This window comes from Paenibacillus sp. PL2-23 (assembly GCF_040834005.1).
In the GTDB taxonomy this organism is placed as follows: Bacteria; Bacillota; Bacilli; order Paenibacillales; family Paenibacillaceae; genus Pristimantibacillus.
On the sequence record NZ_CP162129.1, the window covers coordinates 2,203,922 to 2,224,438 of the forward strand.

Consider the following 20,517-nt stretch of genomic DNA (forward strand, 5'->3'; position numbering starts at 1 on the left):
ATCCTCCCCTATCATTCGACTGCTTCTCTTACTCTTAGCGTATGACCGGTCCGTCTGGATGGCATATTGCATTCGGCTAGAGAGGGACCTAATTCGCAAGAATGATAGATTCGTCCATAGCAATCTCTCGGCCTATTCATATACTAATGGAGCGGTAACGTTCGATAGATAAAAAGGAGGAGGGCGATCATGGAACCATTGCGCGCCGCGATTATCGGATGCGGCCAAATCGCCGGCAAGCATGTCGCTGCGATGGCTGAGCTGGAGGGAGCCCTCACGCTTGCCGCAGTATTGGACCTGAACGAGAGCAGGCTGCTCCGTTTCGCTGAGGAGTGCAGGCCGATCTATCCGGCTGTTCGGGCTTTCCGCTCAGTTGATGAGCTGCTGGAGAAGTCGGACGCCGAGCTTGTGGTCATTGCCACAAGCAGCGATTCCCATTCGGAGCTGGCGCTGAAGGCGCTTCGCGCGGGCAAGCATGTGCTGGTGGAGAAGCCGCTGGCGTTGTCTATGAGAGAAGCGAGAGAGGCCGTCGCAGAAGCGAAGGCGCGAGGGCTGAAGCTGGCGGTGTCGTTCCAGGCGCGCTATATGCCTCAGCTGAAAGCGATGAAGGCAGCGGTGGAGCACAGCCGGTTCGGCGCCATTGGCCATGGCGTTGTGAAGATGCGTTGGAATCGCAGTCTCTCCTATTTCAAGGAAAGCCCATGGCGCGAGAGCTGGGCGAAGGGCGGGGGACTGTTCATGAATCAATGCATTCATTATGTGGATCTGCTTCAATGGCTGCTGGGTCCCGTTCAATCGGTCTACGCGCGAGCCGCCAGCTTCGGACAGGATATCGGAGTGGAGAACACGGGAGTCGCCGTACTAACGTTCCAAAGCGGCGCGATTGGCTTCATCGAAGCGACAACTAACGCTTATCCAGCCTCCCTTGGCACATCCATCGCGTTATTCGGGGAGAAGGGGTCCGCCGAGCTGGAAGGGGCGCTGCTGGATAAGGTGGCGCTGTGGCAATTCGCGGAGAAGGACGCTGTGCCGGTGCCGCAGCCTGAGGGCATATCCCATACACCGTTATATCGGGACTTGGCGAAAGCCATCCGTTCGGGTGCCGGCTCGCTTGTTGAGGCGGTCGATACCCTGCCGGCGCTTGAGATTGTTTTTGCGATCTATCGTTCCATCGCCAGCGGCGAGGTTGTCAAGCTTCCGCTGAACCAATTCGAGATGAGGGGCATGTCATGGATGGAGTGAAGGCGTTGAATATCCCATTAATTGATTTGAGAGCGCAGTATAAGGAGCTCAAGAAGGAGATTGACGCCGCCATGCGGCGCGTTCTGGACAGCGGCGTCTATATCGGTGGACCAGAGGTGGAGCTTCTGGAGAAGGAAATTGCGGCGCTGACGGGAGCGAGATTCGCGATATCCGTAGCGAATGGCACGGACGCGCTGACGCTTGCGCTGGAGGCGGCGGGCATAGGCGCCGGCGACGAGGTCATTACGACTGCGTTCACTTTTTTTGCTACGGCGGAAGCGATTGTCAGGGTAGGAGCGATTCCGGTGTACGCCGATATTGATACGGCTACCTTCAATCTGAATCCGGACGATGTGGAGGCGAAGGTTACGCCGCGGACCAAAGCGCTGCTTCCCGTTCATATATTCGGGCAGCCTGCCGATATGGACGCTCTGCAAAGCATTGCGGAGCGCCACAATCTGCTCATTATTGAAGACGCCTGCCAGGCGATCGGCGCAGCGTTCAAGGGACGGCCAGTGGGCGCAATCGGAGACATCGGCTGTATCTCCTTCTTCCCGACCAAAAATTTGGGCGGCTACGGCGATGGGGGCATCGTCGTCACCAACAATGAAGCGATTGCCGATCGTATTCGTCTGCTCTGCCATCATGGAAGCAGGAGAAAATATTTCCATGAGGAGGTTGGCTATAACAGCCGTCTTGATCCGCTGCAAGCGGCCGCGCTCCGCGTGAAGCTGGGCAAGCTTCATGAATGGAACGAGCGGAGGCGCGAGGCTGCGGCCTATTACCGCCAGGGACTGGATGGTCTGCCGCTGGAGCTGCCTGCCGATCCGCACGACAGCCGGCATGTGTATCATCTGTTTGTCGCGCTGACCAAGGATCGAGACCGGCTGGCGGTACAGCTCAAGCGCCATGGCATCTCGACGGGACACTATTATCCATGTCCGCTTCACCTGCAGCAGGCCATGCGAGCCTTCGGGATGAAGCGTGGAGATCTTCCCGTTACGGAGAGGATATGCGACCTTTCCTTTGCGCTGCCGATGTCGCCCCATCTGACCCGTGAGCAGCAGGACTACATTGCAGATAAGCTGAGAAGATACGCAAGGAGGTAAGGGAGCATGGGACAGCAGGCAGTAATAGGGCTTCACGCCGTTATCGGCCAAGGCGTTATTATTGGCGAAGGCGCGGTTATTGGCCATCATGCGGTTATCCATGACGGCACCCTCATCGGCAGCGGCGCGGTCATTCACGATCATGCCGTCATCGGCAAGCTGCCGATGAGGGCCGCCAACTCCGCGACGACAACCGTTGGCGAGGCATTGGCGCCCTCGATCATCGGAGAAGGCTGCACGATCGGAACGGGAGCGGTCATATACAGGGGGGCGGAGCTGGCGCCGCATGTATTCGTCGCCGATCTGGCTACTGTTCGCGAGAGGGTATTCATCGGCAGGAAGACGATTATTGGCCGGGGTGCCGCTATCGAGAACGACTGCCGGATCGGCTCCAATTGCAAGCTGGAGACGAACAGCTATATTTGCGCATACTCGGAGCTGGAGGATCATGTATTTGTGGCGCCATGCGCAGCAACGACCAATGACAATTATCTCGCCCGCTCAAGCGCCCGCTTCGGACAATTCAAGGGCGTGACGATCAAGAGGGGCGGCCGCGTCGGAGCGAATGCCACTATTCTGCCGGGCAGAACGATCTACGAGGACGGCGTTGCGGCCGCCGGAAGCGTCGTGACGAAGGACATTCCTGCCAGGACGATTGTGGCCGGCAATCCCGCTCGCAAGCTGCGGGACGTGCCGCCGGAGCAATGGCTGGATAACCAGTAAGCGGAGACGGGAGGAGAACTTATTTGTCCATGCAGCAGCAGCCGAAACAACTGAATGTTCTGATGCTCGCCAAGCGATTTGCGGATGCCATGCCGAAGCATCAGCATAAATTCGATATGCTGGAGGCGATTGGCGAGGCGGCCAAGGTCCACTATTGGACCAAGGACGGGGATATCCTTGATATTTTGTCCCGCCTCGACTTTAAGCCGGACGTGATTTTCCATTACGACTTCGAGTGGAGGAACGCCTTCGCCCCCCGCATACGCAATCTGGATCGCGTAGATATCCTGAAGGCCTGCTATGTGCTTGATATCCATTACAATCCCAAGGAGAGACGGGAGTACTTCGACCGCGCCGCCAAGCCCGACATCATCTTCTCCGCGAGCAAATATCCGTTCCTGAACGCGTTCCCCGAATGCGCCTCGCGCTTCGAGTGGCTGCCCTTCGGCATTAACAAGGAGCTGATCAAGGATTACGGTCTGCCGAAGGACATCCGCTTCTCCCTAATGGGGCTGCTGGAGGACAAATACCCCTTCAGGCGGGCGGTCGCGTCCCGTATGCGGGGCGTGGAAGGCTTCGTCCAATTCCAGCATCCCGGCCATCGGACGGCGGATCGGCCCGGCTTGTTCGTCAAGGAGGCTTATGCAAGAGCGATCAACCGGTCGATGATCTCGTTCACCTGCGGGAGCACCCTGCGCATACCGGTCGCGAAGTTCTTGGAAATTCCGGGCTGCCGCGCTCTGATGCTGGCTGAACCTAACCGGGATGTGGAGGAGCTGGGCTTCCGGGACGGGGAGCACTTTGTCGCTTGCGACAGCGGGAATATAAGCAGCAAGGCATTGTATTACGCGGCAGCGGACGAGGAGAGAGAACGGCTGACGGAAGCGGGCTTCAGATGGGTTCACGAGGCGCATACCAACGAGGTTCGAGCCCGGCAGTTTGTGGACGCCATCAGGGCGAAATTATAGGTCGCCTGCCGGCAGGCGCAGCCTGACGCGATATGTGCCGGGGGTAGAAGGGCTCCCGGCGCACCTATTTTTGCCAATGGGATTGACCATGAATGCCGCATTCGATAAAGTGATTATGAGTTTGATAACTTTTGACAGCCATAATCGTTAGTCAGCGTACTTGGAAAGGATCTGTGATCACAATGTGCAAAGGCTATTCCCGACTGACCGCGATACTGCTGGCGCTGCTTCTGCTGCTGGCGATCGTGCCGGGGACAAGAAGCTTGGCGGCGGACAATTTGCTGAGCAACGGAAATTTCGAGTTGGCGGATGGCAGCTTGCCCAGCGGCTGGACGATCGAAGCGTGGGTGAAGGATGAGGGCGTATCCCATTACGGCCTGGATCAGAACGAGGCTTATGACGGAGAGCGGGCCGCATACATACATAATACGAGCGACAATCACGCGCGGCTTGTGCAGACCATTAAGGTGAAGCCGAATACGAGCTACCGGTTCTCGGGCTACGTGAAGACGGAGGGAGTTCGCCAAGACGCGACGGGAGCTCACTTATACGTGGACGGCACCGCGCTGTACTACCCGGAGTTCAAGGATACGAACGGACAATGGGCGCACCTGGAGTTTTACGGCAAGACGGGACGCGAGCAGAAGGAATTGCTGTTCGGCGTCAGTCTTGGCGGATATGGCAGCCTGAATGAGGGACGGGCCTGGTTCGATGCCGTTGAGGTAGCTGAAGTGGCGAACGCGCCTGATGGAGCGGAGCTGTTCGCGCTGGATCAGACGGGTTCGGGCGGCGAGGAGGAGCAGAACCACAAGATATCGATCCTGAGCACGCTTATCTATGCCGGGCTGTTCGCCTCGCTGTTCGCCGTTGTTTATTCCCGGCTGCTGCGCGGCGAGGAACGGCTGGGCAGAGGGAAGGGACGGGGCGCCGCTCTGCCGATTCTGCTTGCGGCGGGCTTTGCTGTCGCGCTTACGATTCGCTTGTATATCGCGGCAGGCCATGGCGGCTATGCCAATGATGTGGCCCTGTTCATGCATTGGTCCAATCAAGCCGTGCTGGAAGGCATAGCGGGCTTCTACCATACCGATATGTTCGTCGATTATCCCCCAGGCTACATCTATGTGTTGTTCGCGCTGGGACATATCAAGAGCTGGCTTGGCATAACATCCGGCTCAGGGGCTGAGCTGCTGCTGTACAAGCTGCCCGCTATTCTCGCTGATCTTGGAGCGGCGGCTCTAATCTACCGGACGGCTCTGAAGAAGCTGGGAGGCGCGCCGGCGGTTGGCCTTGCGCTGCTGTGGCTGTTTAATCCGGCCGTAATACTGGATTCTGCGGCATGGGGGCAGGTCGACTCCGTGTTCGCGTTTGTGCTGACTCTATCTATATGCGGCATCGCGGAGCGCCAATTCGGGCGGGCTTCCGTCTGGTATGCCATTGCTGCGCTGATTAAGCCGCAGGCGTTCATCTTTATGCCTGTGCTGCTGCTTGCGCTCTGGCTCAGCAGGAAGTGGAGGAATGTGGCCATCAGCGCCTATTATGGTTTTGGCACGTTTCTTGTGCTTGCGCTGCCTTTCTTCTGGAGCGGCAGCGGACTGGGAGGACTGTATGAGCTGTATAAGGGTACGTTGTCCTCTTACCCGTACGCGACTTTAAACGCGTTCAACCTCTATTCGCTAAGCGGCTCCAATTGGAAGCCGATTACGGAGCAGTGGCTTTTTATGCCATTTGGCTATTGGGGCAACCTGTTCATTGTGGCGGCTGTCGTGCTGGCGGTGCTGTATGCGCGGCTTGGAAGGGGACGTAATGAAGGGGACCGCTCGTTCTATATAGCGATGGTGCTGATCGCCGTTGTCTTCCTGCTTGTGACCAAGATGCACGAGAGGTATATGTTCCCGTTCCTGCTGCTGAGCTTGTTCGCTTATGTGCAGTCGAAGGACCGGCGAATGCTTGGGCTGTTCCTCGGGTTTACCCTCACGAATTTCGTGAATATGAGCTATGTGCTGGCTTATAGCGCCTATACAACCAATGTGCCGAACGATGGCATTGTGCTGCTATGCGCGATCGCCAATTTGAGCCTGCTGCTGTATATGCTGTACGTAGGCTACGACCTGTACGGGCAAGGACGTCTGAAGGCTATGAAGCCTCTGACGGCGAATGACCGAAGGGCGGCCGATGATAGGCTGTTAGCGGCTTTCAAGCGAAAGGATACGATAGAAGAGCGCGCTTCTGGCAAGAATAGGATGAAGCGCAAGGATTGGTGGTGGATGGGCGGCTTGACCGGGGTGTACGCCTTCGTCGCGCTGGTTAATCTGGGCTCGTTCAGCAGTCCCGAGTCGGTATGGCAGCCCAGCCGTACCGGGCAGAGCTTCTATATTGATCTAGGGGCGCCTGTCGCGCTGGACCGCGTGACGACCTTCGGCGGCGTTGGCACCGGCAAGTATACGCTGGAATTCGGGAACGAGCCAGGCCAGTGGAGCAACAAGCTGGAGGTGGACAGCAGCCATGTCGCGGTATTCGCCTGGAAGGTGCATCCGGCTTCGTTCGAAGCGCGGTACATGAAGCTGACGGCGACTCAGCTTGGCTTCTCCATTCATGAGCTGGCTCTCTATGCCGCCGGCAGCCAGGAGCCGCTTGCCATCGCAGATGTGAACGACGATGAGGCGAAGGAGGCGAAGCGGGGTGCAGTCGCCAATCTGTTCGACGAGCAGTCGCTGGCGCAATACGAGCACAGCTTTCGCAAGGGCAGCTATTTCGATGAAATCTATCACGCGCGCACCGCGTCGGAGAATATCGAAGGCATTGTCGCTTACGAGAATACGCATCCCCCGCTGGGTAAAATCATTATAGCGGCGGGCATCAAGCTGTTCGGGCTGAACCCGTTCGGCTGGCGGATTGCGGGCACGGCACTTGGCATCGCCATGATTCCGATTCTGTACATGACCGCAAGGCGCCTGTTCGGCAGAACGTCCTTTGCCGCGCTGGCAGCGGGTCTGCTGGCGGCCGATTTTATGCATTTCACCCAAACCCGCATCTCGACTATCGACGTGTACGGCGTATTCTTCATCATGCTGATGTTCCATTTCATGAACAAATACGCGTCGCTCAGCTTCTACAAGGCGAAGCTGGCCGCTACGCTTGTGCCGCTGGGACTTGCGGGTCTGTTCTTCGGACTAGGCGTCGCTTCCAAATGGATTGTATTGTATGGCGGAGCGGGACTTGCGATTATGCTGGCCCTCTCGCTATGGGACCGCTATCGTGAATATTTGGCTGCAAGGCGGAAGCTTCGTGAGGACGGAGGCAAGGCGGAAGCGTTCGATGCTGAAGCGCTCAAGCGAATCGTATCGGTATTCCCGCGCTATACGCTGGCAACTCTCGCCGCGTGCCTGGTGTTCTATATCGCGGTTCCCGCCGGGATCTACGCCTTGTCGTACCTTCCCATTCTGTCGGTGATGCAGGGCGGCTACACCTGGAAGGCGTTAGTGGATTATCAGGTCAATATGTACAACTATCACAGCAATCTTGTATCGGCGCATCCGTTCTCCTCGTCATGGTGGGAGTGGCCCTTCATGAAGCGTCCAGTCTGGTATTATTCCGGGGACGGGCTTGCGCCGGAGCTGAAATCGACAATAGTGGCTATGGGCAATCCGGTCATCTGGTGGTTCGGGATCGCGGCGATGCTGCTCACGATCGCCATCAGCGTGAAGCGCCGGGACAAAGCGATGTATATGGTATGGATCGCTTTTCTGGCGCAATATGTGCCGTGGATGCTTGTGCCGCGCGAGACGTTTCTTTACCATTATTTTGCCATGGTGCCGTTTATGATTCTGAGCATTGTGTATGTGCTGGGCGTTGCAGAGGAGCGAAGCCCGTTCTTCCGCAAAGCTCGGATCGGCTATGCGGCTGCCGCTGCGGCGATGTTCATCCTGTTCTACCCCGCGCTGTCGGGCATGATTGTGCCGAAGTGGTATGTGGATGTCCTGCTTCGCTGGTTCCCGAGCTGGGTATTCTAGCGATGCAATTAGATCAAGGAGAAGGAGTCTTGCCATGAATGAGAAGCGCGTCACCTACAGCGTAATCGTCCCGATGTACAACGAAGAAGAAGTCATTGAGCATACGTACGGCAGGCTGAAGGCTGTTATGGATACGGCGGACAAGCCTTATGAGCTCATATTCGTGAACGACGGAAGCAAGGACCGTACCGTGCCGATTATGAAGGCGATTGGGGAAGCCGACGCCAACGTGCGAATGATCGACTTCTCCCGCAATTTCGGCCATCAGATCGCCATCTCCGCGGGCATGGATTATGCGCGAGGAGACGCGATTGTCGTCATCGACGCCGATCTTCAGGATCCTCCCGAGGTCATCCTGGAGATGATCGAGAAGTGGAAGGAAGGCTATGAGGTGGTGTATGGCCGCAGATTGAAGCGGAAGGGCGAGACCCTATTCAAGAAGCTGACGGCACTGGCATTCTATCGGCTGCTCAAGAGCATGACAAGCGTCGATATTCCGCTGGATACCGGAGACTTCCGGCTGATCGACCGCAAGGTATGCGATGTGCTGCGGGGCCTCAAGGAAAAAAATCGGTTCGTGCGCGGATTGATCAGCTGGATCGGCTTCCGGCAGACGAGTGTGGAGTACGTTCGCGAGGAGAGGTTCGCCGGAGAAACCAAATACCCGCTTAAGAAGATGGTCAGCTTCGCCTTGGACGGCATTACGAGCTTCTCTTACAAGCCGCTCAAAATCGCCAGCTACCTCGGCTTCGCCTTGTCGGTCGGCGGGTTTGCTTATCTGCTCATCGTCATCTCCCAGCGCCTCTTCACGGATACAACGGTAGAGGGCTGGACGACGATTGTGGCGCTTAATCTGCTGTTCAACGGGATTATTCTCATTCTGCTCGGCGTTATCGGCGAATATATTGGGCGTATATACGATGAATCCAAAAACCGTCCGCTCTATATTGTTCGGGAGGTGACCGGACATGGGGGAGATGAAGACGCCCATAACGAAGGTGGGGAGCGTCCGAAGCATGCCGAACGCGAGAAGCAAATGGTATAAGCTGATGGGCAACCGGACAACCCTCAAGCAGCTTGTGAGCTTCGGCGCCATCGGCGCGCTGAATACGGGGATCGATGTGGCTGTGTTTGCTCTGCTTGTTTTTTTTCACATGCACTACGCGGTTGCCCAGCTTGTCGCATACAGTGCCGGAATGGCGAACAGCTATCTCCTGAACCGGGCGATTACTTTCCGTACCGAGACCGCGAAGCGGGACAAGGCGGTGGAGCGAAGAAGGAGACTGCGGTTTCTCCTGTGGAATGGCAGCACGCTGGCGTTGTCCATCGCGCTGCTCGCCGTGACCCGGCATTGGCTGATGTGGAACGAGCTGGCGGCCAAAGCTGTTGTGACGGTGCTGATCGTCGGGATTAACTTTTATGGAAGCAAAAAGTGGGTATTCGCCGTGAAGCCGGCGGCCAAGATGGGAGGTTGAACATGAACAAGCTGAGCGCCTGCGGGTTGGTCGTTATCGGCCTCTTCATTATAGCGTTTCCCAAAGCGAGTGAATGGTACGAAACGAGGCAGGAGCAGAGTCTGCTGGCTGAGTGGGAGGAAGCTGCCGCGCAGGAGGAGGCGAACCGGGAGGCAGTAGAGCAATACGACAATCTGACGAATTTGTTCGCGGAGACGGAGTTTGAGGCTGCGGCAGATCCGGAGGCTGAGTTGACCGGGGTGGCTGAAGGGGAGTCCACCACGCCGTCATCGGGAGAGGCATCGTCTACAGCAGCCGCACCGTCCTCCGCGACGCCGGCTCAAGCCAAGCAATCCCCGAAGCCGCAAGCGATTGCCACCATCCAAATTCCGAGCATCGACCTGCTGTTGCCCGTGCTGGAAGGCGCCACGGAGAGCAACATGAAGGTAGCGGCGGTGCACCTGAAGGAAACGACGAAGCTTGGCGAGGTCGGCAACGCCGCCATCGCCGCTCATCGCATGCGGATCAAAGGGCGGCTGTTCAATCGTCTGGACGAGGTGGAGGTAGGCGACAGTATCACGATCAAGACGAAGACGGAGACCTTCCAGTACAAGGTATACAAGGTTTCAATTGTGGAGCCGAGCGACGTATCCGTGCTGCGCTACAACAATACGGACCGCCGGCTGACGCTTATTACATGCGATCCCCTCATCAATCCGACCCATCGCCTCATCGTTCACGCCCAGATGGAATAAAGACGGTTCTAATGCGCCCAAATTGCACATAGACAGCACCATCGGTTAGCCCCCTTCATATGATAATTTGACTGTATCCCTTGCCCTTGTTACACCACAAAATCCCGAGCAAGGAGGGGTGACAAACTTTGAAGGGAAGCGACCATAAGAGCAAGTTTTTATTGACCCATCGCGAACGAGAGGTATTCGAGCTGTTGGTGCAGGACAAAACGACAAGAGATATTGCGCAGCTATTGTTTATCAGCGAGAAAACCGTCCGCAATCATATCTCCAATGTTATGCAAAAGTTGAACGTCAAAGGTCGTTCGCAAGCGGTTGTCGAGCTAATTAAGCTTGGGGAGTTACAAATCTAACATAACAAGGTCTCTCCATTCTCGTTTATCAGGGCTACAGCCCTTCCACTGTAATAAGAAAAGTCAAGGTAGCATATCTCTATGCTACCTCTTTCTTATGCTCTCCTGTGCTTATGGATTCGCTGCTAAGGAAGATGATTAAAGAAAGCTTGAGATTTGCGCGTCGGATGGTACAATCAAAATAATAATTTCAAACTAGAATAGATTTGCACATTAGTATCTTTTTTAAGGAGGGACAAGTAAATGCGCAAAGATGCTCCTTCGGAAATAAACTCGTTAACTCTTCAAGAAAAACAAGCTTTAATCCATCTGCAGCACAGACTTGCGCTCGTCTTTCAACTAAGTGAGTTGATTATTTTCGGTTCCAAAGCAAGGGGAGATTATGATGAGTGGTCTGATCTTGATATATTGGTGCTTGTAGAGGACGAAAAAAATTGGCATAATCGTGAACTGCTCTCCGATATGGTTTATGAAATTTACTTGCAGTATGATACTCAATTGACGTGTATACTGGAAAACGCTGCTGAATGGCGGTCAGAAAAAGATTGCATATGGCTCCCCCTAAAAGACAATATTGTTGAGGAGGGGATTGTTATTGCGATATCTTAAAGCGATGGAAATAATGGTAAGCAAGGCAGAACAGAAATTCAAGCTTGCTGATTTTCTTTTTCCTCTGGGATGTATGATAGTTGTGTTAGCGCTTTGTATTATTCCGCTTTTCAATATGTGACAGCATTGATTTTAGCAAGAGGCGAAAAGGTTAGCAACAAACACACTTATGTCCGGGGTTGGGTCAACAAAAATCTTGGCGCAGCAGGTCTTCTATCAGTTGAACTTGTAAAGCTTTATAATCGATTAATGGATCACCGAGCAGAAGCCGATTATAGTGCCACAGTTACATTTTTGAAGGAAGATGTTGCCGAGTTGCTCAATCAGGTCAGAACTTTTAACCAAGCCATCGTAAAGATCATGGAGCAGGAAGCTGCCAAATGAATAAATGATTTCATTCAAAATGAAGTGGGGGGGCAGCATCATGTTGCGCCCTCTTTTTGTTGTGCAGACAGTTTGAGGCTTACGCTTCGAGCTCCGTCAGTTGAGCTATAACACAATCATGACGTTATATCCTGCGAATCTGCAGTAATTGATGCTCGTGAAGCTGGTTTGGAGTCAAATTGATGCGATTGTGCAGGATATGAGCCTGTTTGTGGACGTATTTGGCCCGATGTGTTTAAAATCCTGCACTTTCGCAACAATTCCTTCGTTTAAGCAAGGGGCTTAAATAAATCATGTATTTTTGCAACAATGTTCACCCGACACCACATAGCAAGCTCTTATTCTTCAGGGCTGATAAGCACCTGGCTGTACGCTGGTGAGCAGGTCGCCTATGGTGTCGACAATCGCTATCGCCGCCATGCCGTCATTTGCGCTGACGGTGACGATGTCTCCATATTTGGCGTCGGCGGACAGCACCTGCACGAGGCTTTTGGCGTCATATCGTTTGCCGTTAATTTCGAGCGACACGCTTGACGGGAATGTCTTGGCTGCTTGCGCGATATGGCGGGCCGGACTGGGCTGCAGGCCGAAGGGGTTTTGAATGGTAAATTGTTTCTCCAATTGCTGTAACCTCCGTGTAGATGATTCGGTTAAAAAGCGGCAAACCTGCTGCAGGCACGAGGCCTGCAGAGGTTTGCCGCTACTCAGCATGCCGCTACTCAGCATGCCGCTACTCAGCATGCCGCTACTCAGCATGCCGCTACTCAGCATGCCGCTACTCAGCATGCCGCTACTCAGCATGCCGCTACTCAGCATGCCGCTACTCAGCATGCCGCTACTCAGCTTACCGCTACTCAGCATGCCCCTTCGTCAGTAGCCGTCGGTGGAGCGGCCCAGCTCTGTCGACATCTCCATGCCTTCATTCGCGGACGGCGTGCCGACATGTCCCATTGACGAAGGGTGAGCGGCCTTAAGCCCTTCTGCCACTCTCCGGCCGTAATCGGGATCCGCTTCAGTGAAGTGGTGCAGCATCCGCTCCTGGATAAACGGCGTGCAGCCGCTTAGCGCGTCCACCAAATTCGCGATCAATTCGTCTCGCTCCCAATCCTCGAATTGCCGGTAGGTTTCCCCGGCTTGCTGGAAGTTGTTCGGCCGGTCGATTGGCTCGCGCGTCAGCTTGGCGTTGTATGGCGGCTCATGGGGAGCGCCAGGACGCTGAGCTTCCTTGAGTCCGCCAAGGGAGGACGGCTCGTAGTTGATATGCGGATTCTGGCCAGGCGCGATATCTACATAGAACGCCATTCCGCCATCGCGCTGATTGGTGGCGACCTTTTTCTTGGGCGCATTGATCGGCAGCTGCAGATAGTTGCTGCCGACGCGGTAGCGCTGCGTGTCGGAATAAGAGAACGTCCGGCCCTGCAGCATTTTGTCGTCGGAGAAGTCGAGTCCATCCACCAGCACGCCAGTGCCGAAGGCCGCCTGCTCCACCTCGGCAAAGTAGTTCTCCGGATTGCGGTTCAGCACCATCTTGCCCACGGGCAGCATCGGGAATTGGTCCGGCGGCCACAGCTTTGTGTCGTCCAGCGGGTCGAAATCCAGCTCGGCGTGCTCATCGTCGCTCATCCACTGCACCTGAAGCTCCCATTCCGGATAATCGCCCCGCTCAATCGCCTCGTACAAATCCTGTGTCGCATGATTGAAGTTTTTGGCCTGCAGCGCCTCCGCCTCCTTCTGCGTCAGGTTGCGAATGCCTTGCTTCAGCGGCTCCCAATGATATTTCACCAGCACCGCTTGGCCTTCATTGTTTACCCATTTGTATGTATTGACGCCTGAGCCCTGCATTTGACGGTAATTCGCCGGTATTCCCCAAGGCGAGAACAGGAACGTAATCATATGCGTAGCCTCCGGCGTCTGGGACACAAAGTCGAAAAATCGCTGCATGCTTTGGACGTTCGTGACGGGGTCCGGCTTGAAGGCATGCACCATATCGGGGAATTTCATGGCGTCGCGAATAAAAAATATTTTCAAGTTGTTGCCGACTAAATCCCAGTTGCCGTCCTCTGTATAAAATTTAGTCGCGAACCCGCGTGGATCCCGCAGCGTCTCCGGCGAGTGGCCGCCGTGCACGACGGTCGAGAAGCGGACGAAGACGGGTGTCCGTTTGCCGGGCTCCTGGAACAGCTTGGCTCGCGTGTAGCGCGAGATGGGCTCATCGCCAAGCTTGCCGTAGGCCTCGAAGTAGCCATGCGCCCCCGCGCCTCTGCCGTGAACGACGCGCTCCGGCACTCGTTCCCTGTCGAAGTGGGATATTTTTTCGATAAAATGATAGTTTTCCAGCGTAGAGGGCCCTCGGCTTCCAACCGTTCGAATATTCTGGTTGTCCGTAATGGGGTGGCCCTGACGATTCGTCAGTGTGTCCGGGGCTTCGCCCGGAGCCAGTCTGGAGGAGCCTGTCTGCTGTTCGGTATCGGGAGGCTCGTTGTTCATCATCGTGTTTCATTCCACCTTTACGCAAATTTTGGAAATACCTCCATGGTAGTATGAGAGGAAGGCTCTCCTTTTATTCTGGTCTAGAGTCCATCATTTATTGATGAGAGGCTGAGCCAAGCCCCCACTGTTCCAAGCACTTGCAGTCGGCGCGACCCTTATTATTTGTGATATAATAGTTGGAATGTATGGCGTACGGAAGGTGAGGCGAGAAGGACGATGAGTGAACATAATCTGCTTGACGTGCTCAAGGAGCGGATCGAAACCGAGCTTCCCGCTGTCCTCGTCAAGCGAGGCTACGAATATTATCAGGAAGGAAGGGTCCAGAGCACTCAGACTACGATGCACAGGACACTGACGGGGGTAGTCCGGGGCTCGGACCTGTACGCGGTTGTTATGGATGCCGACCACTTCCGCTACAGTACTTGCACTTGTCCATTCGGCGGCTTCTGCAAGCATATGGCAGCTGTTTTCTTTCAATATTTCTCGGAGACCCGTGGAAGAGAAGCCGCCGAGCGAGTCTACTTCCGCATGCTGGGGCTAACGATGGCGAGCGAGATCTGGCCGTCCGCTGCGCGGTCCGCTCCGCAGGAGGCTATTGCGCCGGAGCAACCAGCCGATGCGCGGCAGCAGCGTCGAGCGCCTGGCGAGGGAGGAACGGCTGAGGAGTGGATGGATTGGATGGAGGCCGAGTATGGGCAAACCTGGTTGAAATGCCGCCATTCGCTCCATGCGCTGCAGCCTGTGTTATCAGCCCTTAAGGGGCTGTCGAGAGATTGGGAGAAGCCCATGCAGCGTCTGCACTGGTCGACCTCGATCCTGTTCGTGCTGGAGCAGTCCGAGCGCGCCATTACAACGGTGGACAGCTTCAGCCGCTATTACCATGAAATGTCGTTTATTCGTATGGCTGAGCCTTGGATCGAGCATCTGCAGACGCTGATCGGCGAGCTGGAGCCGCAGCATATGTCCGAAGAGCAGCTGGCCTGGAGCGGCGTCCTTATCGGACTTGCGAAGCGCCGGGCGCTGCACCGCGACCGCCAGCTGTTCGAATGGGGGTTCCTCTATCTCGCTTTCTGCGAGAGGTTCAGCGAGCTTCGCGATTGGTTCCACAACGAGAAGATGTCCTTGCTGTCGGAGCTCGCGTCCCATCCGGACGGAGAGCTGAACGAAGAATTTGTCTATTCGTCGCTCGGGATGCTTTATTTCTTCGAAGGGGACGATGCGCGGTCCATTCAATATTTCGCCCAAGGACCGTTTGAGAAAATACAGAAGCTGATCTATCCCTGCGTCGCGCAGCGAATGGAGCTGGGAGAGTGGGCATGGACGGAGCGCTGGATGAGCTTTCTGTACGAGCGGGTGTACGCGAACAGAAGCGCGCGCAGCATCGGGCCCTTTATGGCGCTCTGCCGCAGAGCGGACGAGGATCGTCCGGACCTGCCGATCTGGAACACCTATATGACAGAGCTGCTGCCCTACTCGTACACAGAGCTGTCCGAGCATTGGCTTAGCGTGAAGCGATACGAGGATTGGGCAGATTTACAGCTGTTTGTGGGCGTGAAAGCGGAGGAGCTCAACGCGCCTGAGCTGCGCGAGGTGGCCAAGGCGGTCCCGCAGGCGCTGCTTCCGCTCTATCATCAGTCGATTGAGGCGGCGATCGCCACTCGCAATAGGCAAGGCTACCGCGTAGCGGTGAAGCAGCTCAAGAAGCTGGAGAAGCTGTACAAGGGAATGAAGGATACGGGCAAATGGGATACGTATCTAGCGGAGCTTGTGAACAAAACCCAACGGCTCCGAGCGCTTCAAGAAGAATTATGGAAGGGAAAAATCGTCACATGAGGACGCTAACCAGCGGTAGAGATATGAACATCGACGGATACGTAAGCGTGGAGGAAGGCGAGCTTTATGTCTGTCTGAGCGGCGGAGAACGCAGGGACCAAGTGGAAGGAAAGCTTCGGTCTATGCTGTTCGCGTGGCATAAAGCGAGCTGGTACGGCGGGAGAATCCAGGAAAGCAAGGCGGGAGCGCAGACGATTCTGAAGCTGTCCCCGCTAATGGCGGTCGATTATTTGTCAGCGCCGGCGCCTGTCCGACTGCTTCGGCCCACATGGTCGCCGCGTCTGCAGGCGTTAATGGCGCTCGCTTCGCTTATTCGGGAGGCGCTACTGAGCGGCTGGTATCTGCCTGACCATGCAAGCTGGTCGGAGCGGCGTCGCGCCTGGAAGGCGGCTTTCCCTGAGGAGCGTCCCGAGCTGGAGGTCAGATGGCTTGCAGCGTTGGGGGAGGCGCGGCAGGAAGGCTGCGCCGGCGTCGAGCTGTGGCTTGGCGAAGCGATCGAGGAGATATTGGCTGGCGACGAGAAGGCAGGCGCAATATGGCAATCCATCGGAGCCGCTGCGGGAGAAGGCGTGCTGAGGCGCAAGGGAGCGGACGAAGCGGATTGGCTTATTGCAATCGGCATTCAGAAGGATCTACTGCCGTTCCGTGTGGCGCTTCAGCTGGTGGAGCCGGAGGACGGCAAGGACTGGCGGCTGCGTCCCGCGCTGCAGGATCGCGCTGGGGGCGCTTGGCTTCCGCTGCATCGACCGGATGCAGCAGAGGCGGCCGCGTTAGGCGGAATGGCCGCGGAAGCGGCGCTGCCCGAGGAGTGGCTGCCTATGCTTGCAGGCAAGCTGGCCAAAGAGGAGGCCAAGTGGCTGGCCGCGCTCCCTGCTTTGGAAGCGGAAGAAGGCTCGGGCAAGGTGAAGGCGTCTCTCTCGGAGCAGGAAGCGTGGTCATTCCTTGAGCATGACAGCATTACGCTGCTGGAGGCGGGGGTTCCCGTGCTGCTCCCGGCGTGGTGGGAGGCGGTGCGTTCCCGGAAGCTGAGGCTGAAGGCGAAGATGAAGCAATCCGCCGGCTCCGGGGGTGAATCGTTATTCGGTCTGGACCAGATTGTGCAGTTCGACTGGAAGCTTGCGCTGGGCAACGTGGATCTGACGGAAAATGAATTTCTCCGTATGGCGGAGGAGAACCGAAGGCTGTTCCGAGTCGGGGATGAATGGGTTCATCTGGATCCTCAGGACGTGGCCCAGATCAAGCAGTGGATGAAGCGGGTTGGCAAACGTCATGGCCTGACCTTCCGCGATGTGCTGGAGATGCATCTGCGCGGCGGGACAGAGCTGGATGTGCTGGACGATTCCGAGCATGCGATGCGCGCGGAGGTCGAGCTGAATGAGCATCTCGCCATATGGCTGGAGCAGCTCCAGCATATATCGTCCATGCCGCTCGTCAGCCCGCCGGACTGGTTCAGGGGGGAGCTGAGGACGTACCAGCAGCAGGGGCTTACCTGGCTGCTGTTCCTTCGGAAATTCGGACTGGGAGGCATACTCGCCGACGACATGGGCCTTGGCAAGACGATACAGTTCATGGCCTATCTCTCTTGCGTCGTGGAGGGGGAGAAGGGGGCAGGCGGTCCGTCTCTGCTTATATGTCCGACGTCGGTTATCGGCAACTGGGAGAAGGAGCTGAAGCGGTTCGCGCCCCAGCTTCGAGTTCTGATTCATTACGGCGGCAAACGGGCAAAGGGAGACGAGCTTGCTGAGGCCGCTCGTGAAGCGGATCTTGTGATTACATCCTTTTCGCTGGCGCAGCTCGACGAGGAGGATCTTGCTCTTGTGCAGTGGAACGCGCTTTGTCTGGACGAGGCGCAAAATATAAAAAATGTGTACACGAAGCAATCTGGTGCTATCCGCCGCTTGGAGGCGCGCCACCGGATAGCCCTCACGGGCACTCCGATGGAAAATCGGCTGACGGAGCTGTGGTCGATTTACGACTTTGTAAATCCGGGATATTTGGGCAGCCTGAACGACTTCCGCAGAGCAATTGTCGCACCGATCGAGAGGACGCGGGACAAGGAGCTGATAGAGGGCTTGCAGCGCTGGGTGAAGCCCTTCATGCTGCGCCGCGTGAAGAAGGACCCGCAGATCCAGCTTTCGCTGCCTGACAAGATCGAGTCCAAGAGCTATATGACATTAACAGCGGAGCAAGGCGCCCTGTATGAGAATATTGTATCTGATCTGATGGAGAAGCTGGATAAGATGGACGCCATGCAGCGAAGAGGACTCATTCTCGCGACGCTGACGAAGCTGAAGCAGCTCTGCGATCATCCCGCTCTGCTCCTGAAGGAGACGGGAGTGGAGGCTTGGCAGGCGGAGCGTTCGGCCAAGATGGCGAGGCTGCTGGAGATGTGCGAGGAGATTGCGGCGGAGGGAGAGCGCTGCCTGATCTTCACGCAATACGTCGAGATGGGCGAGCAGTTGCAGCGTATGCTGGAGGCCGGACTCGGCATGCGGGTGCCTTATCTGCACGGCGGGGTGCCCAAGGCGAAGCGGGATGAGATGATAGCCGCCTTCCAATCGGAGGAGGAGCCGCGCTGCGCGTTTGTGCTGTCCCTTAAAGCGGGCGGCACCGGCCTTAATCTGACAGCGGCGAACCATGTATTCCACTTCGACCGCTGGTGGAATCCTGCCGTTGAGAATCAAGCAACGGACCGGGCGTTCCGTATCGGCCAAACCCGGCAGGTGCAGGTGCATAAATTTATTACGCTCGGCACGCTGGAGGAGAAGATTGACGAGATGATTGAGAGCAAGCAATCGCTTAGCGAGCAGGTGGTCAGCGGCTCCGAGAACTGGGTTACGGAGCTTAGCACGGATGAGCTGCGCGAGCTGTTCACGCTGCGCGAGGGTTGGCTGAAGGGGTGATTGTTGTGACGGGAGACACGCTGAAGGAAAGGGAGGGCCGGCTTCAGCTGGCTCGAGCAGCCGCGAAGGGAGAGCCGCGGAGCGAAGGCGATGAGACGACTCCTGCAGCCGCGAATCCGCCGGGACCAGCGGATTCCAATGAGCAATGGAAGGCGCTGTATGCCCGTATTCGGGAGGTAACGGAAGGCCTGCGCCAATAAATAATAGAAATGTATCCCTCTCCTTGTCGTTTTTTAACCTCGTATCGCTTAGGCGGCAGGGGCTATAATGAATGAGCAAGGGGTAATGCACTCTCCATAAGGAGGCTTCAAGCGTTGAATAAAGGCAACATCCTGATGGTGTTCATGCTTGCTTGGATGACGGTCGGAGCCGCCTGCGGCTTAATGAGGCAGAACGAAGAGGATACGAGCGTCCGCCATGATTATCGGGAAGTCACGTTGTCGCTTCGCCATACGCAAATCAAGGAAACGAGCCAGACGCGGCTGCGCGTGCTGGCGGATGTCGTGAACCAGACGATGCGCGAGAACAAGGGCGTGACGATCACGATGGAGGGCATCGACGAAAAAATTAACCGGGATACGAAGCTGAAGCAGGAGATGGCCGCAGGCAATCCTCCCGATATATTCGAGGTGTTCGGCGGCGCAGACTTGAAGCTGTACGTGAAAGCGGATCGCATGCTGGATTTGACGCCTATTCTGGAGGAGCTGGGCCTGACGGACCAATTCGCCAGCCTGGCGGAGTTTACGATTAACGGCAAGGTATACGGCATTCCGTATGGCGGCTACAGCGAAGGCATCTTCTACAACAAAAAAATATTCGCGGAGCTAGGGCTGGGCATTCCGCAAACCTGGGATGAGCTGATGGCAGCGGCGGAGAGGCTGAAGGCAGCGGGGTATGTGCCGTTCGCTATGGCGGCGAAGGATGCCTGGGTCACGGGAATGATGTGGAACACCATTATGGAGCGCTACGTCGGGATTGAGGCGTTCAATAAGCTGGTGACGGGCGAGACCAAGTGGACGGACCCCGCATTCATCCAAGGCTTCGAGGCATACAGGGAAATCGCAAGCAGGGATTATTTCCCCAGCGGCTCACTCGGCATCGCGGATCACGCGCTTGGCTCTCAGCTTATTCGGGGGCAGGCGGCGATGGTATTCACAGGCACATGGGATGTGAATCAATTCTCCGGTCCCAATGCCGGCGCGTTGAATGGACATATCGGATTTTTCACGTTTCCTTCCATCCCTGGGGGAATGGGCGACCAGCGCTCCATTAACGCCTCCTATTCCAACGGGTTCGGCTTCTCCTCCACATTGTCGGGGGAGCAGGTTGAGATTGTGAAGGCGTTTATCGCCAACTTCTTCAACGAAAAGGTGCAGAAGCGGGCGTTAATGGAGGACAAGCTGCTGCCCTCTATGAAGCTGTCTGATTTAACGGGAGTCGATCCGCTCATGAACGAGGTGTTGACGGTTATGTCCGAAGCGTCCAGCAGCTGGCCGGCCTTCGACGCGATTGTCCAGCCTACGGTCACGGCGGAGATCGGCGTCGGCCTGCAGGAGCTGATCGGCGACCTGAACACACCAGAGAACGTGGCTGCCAATATTCAAGCGGTGCAGGAGAAGGCGAATGCCGCCCAAATGAACGCCACAGGACTTATCACCCTGCCCGAGAAGGGAAGACAATAGGA

The 20,517-nt window shown here is 56.3% G+C and carries 16 protein-coding genes and 1 pseudogene; 15 read left to right on the plus strand and 2 right to left on the minus strand.

The window, feature by feature from the left end; all coding sequences use genetic code 11:
• Positions 1-189 precede the first annotated feature (189 nt).
• From AB1S56_RS09155 to AB1S56_RS09205, 11 genes and pseudogenes are all read left to right on the plus strand, one after another.
• A complete protein-coding gene (locus AB1S56_RS09155) occupies positions 190-1,242 on the plus strand; it encodes a Gfo/Idh/MocA family oxidoreductase (protein WP_340870058.1) in 1,053 nt (350 codons plus the stop codon).
• A complete protein-coding gene (locus AB1S56_RS09160) occupies positions 1,230-2,351 on the plus strand; it encodes a DegT/DnrJ/EryC1/StrS family aminotransferase (protein WP_340870059.1) in 1,122 nt (373 codons plus the stop codon). Before AB1S56_RS09155 ends, AB1S56_RS09160 begins: the two co-directional genes overlap by 13 nt.
• Positions 2,352-2,357: 6 nt before the next feature.
• Positions 2,358-3,074, plus strand: a complete 717-nt coding sequence (locus AB1S56_RS09165; protein ID WP_340870061.1) for a DapH/DapD/GlmU-related protein — start codon at positions 2,358-2,360, stop codon at positions 3,072-3,074.
• 29 nt (positions 3,075-3,103) lie between these two features.
• On the plus strand, positions 3,104-4,042 hold the full coding sequence (locus AB1S56_RS09170; protein WP_340870114.1) for a glycosyltransferase: 939 nt from the start codon (positions 3,104-3,106) through the stop codon (positions 4,040-4,042).
• A gap of 182 nt (positions 4,043-4,224) precedes the next feature.
• Positions 4,225-8,052 (plus strand): glycosyltransferase family 39 protein, encoded by a 3,828-nt coding sequence (locus tag AB1S56_RS09175; protein ID WP_340870062.1) that lies wholly within the window; start codon positions 4,225-4,227, stop codon positions 8,050-8,052.
• A gap of 34 nt (positions 8,053-8,086) precedes the next feature.
• Positions 8,087-9,097, plus strand: a complete 1,011-nt coding sequence (locus tag AB1S56_RS09180) for a glycosyltransferase family 2 protein (protein WP_340870063.1) — start codon at positions 8,087-8,089, stop codon at positions 9,095-9,097.
• A complete protein-coding gene (locus AB1S56_RS09185; protein ID WP_340870066.1) occupies positions 9,069-9,527 on the plus strand; it encodes a GtrA family protein in 459 nt (152 codons plus the stop codon). Before AB1S56_RS09180 ends, AB1S56_RS09185 begins: the two co-directional genes overlap by 29 nt.
• A 2-nt stretch (positions 9,528-9,529) precedes the next feature.
• A complete protein-coding gene (locus AB1S56_RS09190; protein ID WP_340870067.1) occupies positions 9,530-10,261 on the plus strand; it encodes a class D sortase in 732 nt (243 codons plus the stop codon).
• A 128-nt stretch (positions 10,262-10,389) separates the two neighbouring features.
• On the plus strand, positions 10,390-10,614 hold the full coding sequence (locus AB1S56_RS09195; protein ID WP_340870069.1) for a LuxR C-terminal-related transcriptional regulator: 225 nt from the start codon (positions 10,390-10,392) through the stop codon (positions 10,612-10,614).
• A 243-nt stretch (positions 10,615-10,857) separates the two neighbouring features.
• Positions 10,858-11,223 carry a nucleotidyltransferase domain-containing protein gene (locus AB1S56_RS09200; RefSeq protein WP_340870071.1) on the plus strand — a complete coding sequence of 122 codons (366 nt, stop codon included), beginning with the start codon at positions 10,858-10,860 and terminating at the stop codon, positions 11,221-11,223.
• Positions 11,224-11,289: 66 nt separating this feature from the next.
• Positions 11,290-11,607, plus strand: a pseudogene (locus AB1S56_RS09205) (HEPN domain-containing protein); the annotation flags it as partial.
• A 345-nt stretch (positions 11,608-11,952) separates the two neighbouring features.
• On the opposite strand, the gene AB1S56_RS09210 reads toward AB1S56_RS09205, so the two are convergent.
• Complete coding sequence (locus tag AB1S56_RS09210; RefSeq protein ID WP_367903450.1) at positions 11,953-12,468, minus strand: HPr family phosphocarrier protein; 516 nt, start codon at positions 12,466-12,468, stop codon at positions 11,953-11,955.
• A 9-nt stretch (positions 12,469-12,477) separates the two neighbouring features.
• Positions 12,478-14,094 carry a catalase gene (locus tag AB1S56_RS09215; protein WP_340870115.1) on the minus strand — a complete coding sequence of 539 codons (1,617 nt, stop codon included), beginning with the start codon at positions 14,092-14,094 and terminating at the stop codon, positions 12,478-12,480.
• Positions 14,095-14,313: 219 nt separating this feature from the next.
• Between AB1S56_RS09215 and AB1S56_RS09220 the strand changes: the two genes are divergently transcribed.
• From AB1S56_RS09220 to AB1S56_RS09235, 4 genes are all read left to right on the plus strand, one after another.
• On the plus strand, positions 14,314-15,930 hold the full coding sequence (locus AB1S56_RS09220) for an SWIM zinc finger family protein (RefSeq protein ID WP_340870076.1): 1,617 nt from the start codon (positions 14,314-14,316) through the stop codon (positions 15,928-15,930).
• Entirely contained in the window at positions 15,927-18,833 is a 2,907-nt protein-coding gene (locus AB1S56_RS09225) for a DEAD/DEAH box helicase (RefSeq protein WP_340870078.1), read from the plus strand. The genes AB1S56_RS09220 and AB1S56_RS09225 overlap by 4 nt, the downstream gene beginning before the upstream one ends.
• A 5-nt stretch (positions 18,834-18,838) precedes the next feature.
• Positions 18,839-19,033 carry a hypothetical protein gene (locus AB1S56_RS09230; RefSeq protein WP_340870080.1) on the plus strand — a complete coding sequence of 65 codons (195 nt, stop codon included), beginning with the start codon at positions 18,839-18,841 and terminating at the stop codon, positions 19,031-19,033.
• Between the two features lie 114 nt (positions 19,034-19,147).
• Entirely contained in the window at positions 19,148-20,515 is a 1,368-nt protein-coding gene (locus AB1S56_RS09235) for an extracellular solute-binding protein (RefSeq protein ID WP_340870081.1), read from the plus strand.
• Positions 20,516-20,517 lie beyond the last annotated feature (2 nt).

What these genes read in the sequence shown, in the direction of transcription:
- AB1S56_RS09200 (WP_340870071.1), top strand. Translation starts at nt 10,858, where the DNA reads ATGCGCAAAGATGCTCCTTCGGAAATAAACTCGTTAACTCTTCAAGAA.
- AB1S56_RS09155 (WP_340870058.1), top strand. Translation starts at nt 190, where the DNA reads ATGGAACCATTGCGCGCCGCGATTATCGGATGCGGCCAAATCGCCGGC.
- AB1S56_RS09185 (WP_340870066.1), top strand. Translation starts at nt 9,069, where the DNA reads ATGCCGAACGCGAGAAGCAAATGGTATAAGCTGATGGGCAACCGGACA.
- AB1S56_RS09215 (WP_340870115.1), bottom strand. Translation starts at nt 14,094, where the DNA reads ATGAACAACGAGCCTCCCGATACCGAACAGCAGACAGGCTCCTCCAGA.
- AB1S56_RS09225 (WP_340870078.1), top strand. Translation starts at nt 15,927, where the DNA reads ATGAGGACGCTAACCAGCGGTAGAGATATGAACATCGACGGATACGTA.
- AB1S56_RS09190 (WP_340870067.1), top strand. Translation starts at nt 9,530, where the DNA reads ATGAACAAGCTGAGCGCCTGCGGGTTGGTCGTTATCGGCCTCTTCATT.
- AB1S56_RS09220 (WP_340870076.1), top strand. Translation starts at nt 14,314, where the DNA reads ATGAGTGAACATAATCTGCTTGACGTGCTCAAGGAGCGGATCGAAACC.
- AB1S56_RS09170 (WP_340870114.1), top strand. Translation starts at nt 3,104, where the DNA reads ATGCAGCAGCAGCCGAAACAACTGAATGTTCTGATGCTCGCCAAGCGA.
- AB1S56_RS09160 (WP_340870059.1), top strand. Translation starts at nt 1,230, where the DNA reads ATGGATGGAGTGAAGGCGTTGAATATCCCATTAATTGATTTGAGAGCG.
- AB1S56_RS09180 (WP_340870063.1), top strand. Translation starts at nt 8,087, where the DNA reads ATGAATGAGAAGCGCGTCACCTACAGCGTAATCGTCCCGATGTACAAC.
- AB1S56_RS09210 (WP_367903450.1), bottom strand. Translation starts at nt 12,468, where the DNA reads ATGCTGAGTAGCGGTAAGCTGAGTAGCGGCATGCTGAGTAGCGGCATG.
- AB1S56_RS09165 (WP_340870061.1), top strand. Translation starts at nt 2,358, where the DNA reads ATGGGACAGCAGGCAGTAATAGGGCTTCACGCCGTTATCGGCCAAGGC.
- AB1S56_RS09175 (WP_340870062.1), top strand. Translation starts at nt 4,225, where the DNA reads ATGTGCAAAGGCTATTCCCGACTGACCGCGATACTGCTGGCGCTGCTT.